Source organism: Frankia gtarii (assembly GCF_025403375.1).
GTDB lineage: Bacteria > Actinomycetota > Actinomycetes > Frankiales > Frankiaceae > Frankia > Frankia gtarii.
This window is the reverse complement of the sequence record NZ_JAMPTM010000385.1, coordinates 1-4,996: the sequence shown is the minus strand read 5'-3', so window position 1 is coordinate 4,996 and position 4,996 is coordinate 1. Positions and strand designations below refer to the sequence as shown.

The 4,996-nt window shown below is 69.7% G+C and carries 4 protein-coding genes; 2 read left to right on the top strand and 2 right to left on the bottom strand.

Going from position 1 to position 4,996, the window contains the following annotated elements; genetic code table 11:
* Positions 1-421 (top strand): DUF4234 domain-containing protein (locus NBZ83_RS30000; RefSeq protein ID WP_261576302.1); only part of this gene is annotated, 421 nt, incomplete at its 5' end.
* A 100-nt stretch (positions 422-521) separates the two neighbouring features.
* Here NBZ83_RS30000 and NBZ83_RS29995 read toward each other — a convergent pair.
* On the bottom strand, positions 522-959 hold the full coding sequence (locus tag NBZ83_RS29995) for a DUF3052 domain-containing protein (RefSeq protein ID WP_136447287.1): 438 nt from the start codon (positions 957-959) through the stop codon (positions 522-524).
* Positions 960-1,197: 238 nt separating this feature from the next.
* On the bottom strand, positions 1,198-1,602 hold the full coding sequence (locus NBZ83_RS29990; protein WP_261568886.1) for a secondary thiamine-phosphate synthase enzyme YjbQ: 405 nt from the start codon (positions 1,600-1,602) through the stop codon (positions 1,198-1,200).
* 388 nt (positions 1,603-1,990) lie between these two features.
* Between NBZ83_RS29990 and aceE the strand changes: the two genes are divergently transcribed.
* Positions 1,991-4,771 (top strand): pyruvate dehydrogenase (acetyl-transferring), homodimeric type, encoded by a 2,781-nt coding sequence (aceE, locus tag NBZ83_RS29985; protein WP_308203361.1) that lies wholly within the window; start codon positions 1,991-1,993, stop codon positions 4,769-4,771.
* Positions 4,772-4,996 lie beyond the last annotated feature (225 nt).

Here is a 4,996-nt window from a genome sequence, read left to right as displayed (position 1 = left end):
GCCCGGAGCACCCGACCCCTCCGCCGGGGCGGGGGTACTCGGCAAGCACCGCAACCCCTTCGCCGTCTGGCTGGGCCTGCCCCTGATCACCCTTGGGATCTACTACTTCGTGTGGGTTTACAAGACGAACCGGGAGCTCGGCGAGTACGACCGGCGTATACAGGTCAACCCGGCCCTGTCCCTGCTGGCGTTCCTCATCGGCTGGCTGATCATCGTGCCGCCCTTCGTCGCCGCGTGGCGGCTGGGCACCCGCACGCGCGCTGCCCAGCACGCCGCCGGCGTGCCGGAGACGAACCCGGTACTCGCGTTCGTACTCTTCCTCATCGGCGTCGGGCCGCTGTTCCTCCAGCTTGAGCTCAACCGGCTCTGGGACCGCTACCCCGGCGCCGTTGAGGGCCAGCAGGTGCCGTTGTACCGATAAGCCCGCGCCGCGGGGGCCGGCCGAGGTCCGACCCCACCCGGACGCGGGCATGACTCGACGGCGCCCGGCCCACCCACCGCCGGACGCCCTCGCGCCGGCCTCAGCGGTGTCGAACGCGCTGCGACTTCGGCGCGGCCAGCCGCTGGCCGGACCACTCCTGCGCGACGCTCAACGTGCTGGTCTGGACCAGACCCGCGGTGGGCACCGCGTCCAGCACATCGCTCGGCGCGACATGACCGTCCCGTCCGGCCTTGGGCGTGAGCAACCAGATCACACCCTCGTCGGACAGCTGGCGACGCGCATCAATGAGCGCGTTGGCCAGATCTCCGTCGTCCTCCCGCCACCACAGCAGGATGACGTCGACGACGTCGTCGGAGTCCTCGGGGACTAGCTCGGTGCCGCTGGCGCTGGTCACCGCGTCCAGCAGGTCCTGGGCGATGTCGTCGTCCTCGTTGAGCGACTGCACCTGGGTCCCGGCGGAGACTCCCAGTCGCTCCGCCCGGCGTTGACCCTCGGCATTCGCCGCGGTCGGACTCACCTGCGCTACCTCCTGCTCGTGTGTCGCTCCGCGCGTGCCGCGGAGACGTCCCGTTCCAACGTGGACGCACCAGCGCGATGGGGGCATCACCCGGTGCGTCTTGACCTAGTCCACCGGACCTCCCGGTAGCTGCGCAAGTGCCACGCCGTCGGTTGTGGACCGATGACAGCGTGGTGGACGTGCGACGACTCCCCGCCGGTACCCGCATCGGGCCTCGATCACGCCGCCAGAATCTTGATCATCCCGCCAGGAGCGACAGTCGAACCGTCCGATCAGGGTTGTCCACATTGAGATCAACCAGGGCGATCGACTGCCAGGTGCCGAGCGCGAGCCGCCCGTCGAGCACCGGGACGGTGAGCGTCGGCGGGATGAACGCCGGCATGACGTGGGATCGGCCGTGGCCGGGCGAGCCGTGCGCGTGGCGCCACCGCTTGTCGGCGGGCAGCAGTTCGGCGAGGGCCGCGAGCAGGTCCGGGTCACTGCCGGAGCCCAGCTCGAGGATGGCCAGCCCGGCAGTGGCATGCGGCACGAACACCGACAGCAGGCCGTCACCGGAACCAGTGACGAACTGCACCGCGTCGGGAGTGAGGTCGACCACACGTTCCTGGCGGCCGGTGTGCACGGACAGCGTCGTCGTCTTCATCCGGGTGTCCATCAGAGTGATTGTCTACCAGGCGGGGGCACCGCACCGGCTGCACCGCGGACGACATGTCGACAACGCCGCGCGTATCACCCGATTCTCTACTCGAAAGTAACCAAGGCATGCGTGACGAGGTCGCGCGGACGGAGCACGATGGACCGAGGCGTGTTCGCTTGCCGGGTTCCCGCCCTCGGCCGATGGGAGTCGGCCGATCACCCGCAGCGGCGCACCGAAGGAGAAGTTGACGAGCGGCCAGGACGCGGCGACGCATCGATCATGCGGGTTCCCGCATCCGCGTGCACGTGAAGTGACACATGGGCCGGCGAACGTGCGAGGAGGATCTTCTCGTGCGGCCACGGCGGCCCCGGAAGCTTGAGGAGCAGGAGAAGGCGTGGCGCAGGACACAACCCGGAAGTTCTCGGTCATCACCGACGGGCTGCCGAGTCAGCTGCCGGACATCGACCCCTCGGAGACCAGCGAGTGGCTGGAGTCACTTGACTCGGTCATCGAGGAGTCCGGCCGCGGCCGGGCCCGCTTCCTCATGCTGAAGCTTCTCGAACGAGCCCGCGAGAAGGCGGTCGGGGTTCCCGGTCTCACCAGCACGGACTACATCAACACGATTCCACCGGAACGCGAACCCTGGTTCCCCGGCGACGAGCACGTCGAACGCCGCATCCGGGCCTACATTCGGTGGAATGCGGCGATCATGGTCAGCCGCGCGAACCGGCCCGAGTACAACGTCGGCGGCCACATCGCCACCTACGCGTCGAGCGCGAGCCTGTACGAGGTCGGATTCAACCATTTCTTCCGCGGCAAGGACCATCTCAGCTCCTCGCCGGGAAGCGACTCGGGTGACCAGATCTTCATCCAGGGGCACGCCTCGCCGGGCATCTACGCCCGCGCGTTCCTGGAAGGCCGGCTGACGGAGTCCCAGCTCGACGCCTTCCGCCGCGAGAGCGAGTCGGGCGGGCTGTCGTCCTACCCGCACCCGCGGCTCATGCCCGACTTCTGGGAGTTCCCCACCGTGTCGATGGGCCTCGGCCCGATCGACGCGATCTACCAGGCCCGGTTCAACCGGTACCTGCTCAACCGCCAGATCAAGGACACCTCGAGCAGCCGGGTGTGGGCGTTCCTCGGCGACGGCGAGATGGACGAGCCGGAGTCGATCGGCGCGCTCGGCGTCGCCGCCCGCGAGGAGCTCGACAACCTGATCTTCGTGGTGAACTGCAACCTGCAGCGCCTCGACGGCCCGGTCCGCGGCAACGGCAAGATCATGCAGGAGCTGGAGTCGCTGTTCCGCGGCGCCGGCTGGAACGTGATCAAGGTCGTCTGGGGTCGCGACTGGGACCCGCTGCTGGCCAAGGACACCGACGGCACCCTCGTCCACCGGATGAACACCACCCCGGACGGGCAGTTCCAGACCTACACGACGTCGTCCGGCGAGTACATCCGCGAGCACTTCTTCGGCGCGGACGCCCGGCTGCGCCGGATGGTCGCCGACCTCGCCGACGACGACCTGCGCAAGCTCTCCCGCGGCGGCCACGACTACCGCAAGCTCTACGCGGCCTACAAGGCGGCCACCGAGCACACCGGTCAGCCCACGGTCATCCTTGCCCACACCATCAAGGGCTGGACGCTGGGCAAGGACTTCGAGGCCCGCAACGCCACCCACCAGATGAAGAAGCTGACCAAGGCGGAGCTCAAGGAGTTCCGCGACCGGCTGTACCTGGAGATCCCGGACTCGGCGCTGACCGGCGACCTGCCCCCCTATTACCACCCGGGGCCGGATTCCGAGGAGATCCAGTACATGCGGGAGCGCCGGGCCTCGCTCGGCGGGTCGATACCGCGCCGGGTCGTGCGCGCCAAGCCGCTCACCCAGCCGCCCGCGAAGATCTTCGACGAGCTGCGCAAGGGCTCGGGCAAGCAGCCCGTCGCCACCACGATGGCGTTCGTCCGGCTGCTCAAGGACCTCATGAAGACCAAGGAGATGGGCGCGCGGTTCGTGCCGGTCATCCCCGACGAGGCCCGCACCTTCGGCATGGACGCGATGTTCCCGACGGCGAAGATCTACTCGCCCCACGGGCAGCGTTACGAGGCCGTCGACCGCGAGCTGCTGCTGTCCTACCAGGAGTCCGAGTCCGGCCAGATGCTGCACGAGGGCATCAGCGAGGCCGGTTCCATGGGCTCGGTGATCGCCGCCGCGACCTCGTACTCCACCCACGCGCAGTACATGATCCCGGTCTACGTCTTCTACTCGATGTTCGGGTTCCAGCGCACCGGTGACCAGATGTGGGCGCTCGGCGACCAGCTCGGCCGCGGTTTCCTGCTCGGCGCCACCGCCGGGCGGACCACGCTCAACGGCGAGGGCCTGCAGCACCAGGACGGCCACTCGCTGCTGCTCGCCTCGACCAACCCGGCCTGCGTCGCCTACGACCCGGCGTTCGCGTTCGAGGTCTCCCACATCGTCCGCGACGCCCTGGACCGGATGTACGGCGAGCGCGACGAGAACGTCTTCTACTACCTCACCGTCTACAACGAGCCCGTACCTCAGCCGGCCGAGCCGGCCGGCCTCGACCCGGCACAGATCATCGCCGGCATGTACCGGTTCCGGCCGGCCGAGGAGCTCGTCGGCGGCCTGCCGCCCGCGGGCGCCGAGGGCGGCTCGGGGCCGCGGGCGCAGATTCTGTCCAGCGGCACGTCCATCCACTGGGCGCTCACCGCGCAGGAGATCCTCGCCGCCGACTTCGGCGTCGCCGCCGATGTGTGGTCGGTGACCTCCTGGAACGAGCTGCGCAGGGAGGCCCTCGGCTGCGACCGGGCCAACCTGCTCAACCCCGAGGCCGACGACGCCGTTCCGTACGTGACCCGCATCCTCGACGGCGCCCCCGGCCCCGTCGTGGCGGTCTCCGACTGGATGCGCGCGGTGCCCGACCAGATCTCCCGCTGGGTGCCGCAGGCATTCACCTCGCTCGGCACCGACGGCTACGGCCGCTCCGACACCCGGCTGGCCCTGCGCCGGCACTTCAAGGTCGACGCCGAGTCGATCGTCGTCGCCACCCTGGAGTCCCTGGTCCGGGCCGGTGAGGTCAAGGCCAGCCTGGTCGAGGACGCGATCCGCCGCTTCGGCCTGCGCGACGACGACGACGCCGCGCAGGGCACCGACGCCGGCTGACCAGAGACGCCGGCTGACCCATGCGAGGCCGGTGGACCCATGGCGGGCCCGGGACCAACGACCTACCCAGGTCGCTCGTCCCGGGCCCGCTGGATTTTCCGGAGCGTGTCGCCTCCCCCGTCGGGGGAGGCGACGGCGACGCCGACGGTCGTCCGGGCACCCCCGGTCCACCCCGACAGGGGCAGCACCATCGGAGGTCGGCGCTGCGTCGCGCTACCCCCGATC

Bases quoted from the DNA above. Each gene is read 5' to 3' on its own strand.
- NBZ83_RS29990 (WP_261568886.1), bottom strand. From the start codon at position 1,602: ATGAAGACGACGACGCTGTCCGTGCACACCGGCCGCCAGGAACGTGTG.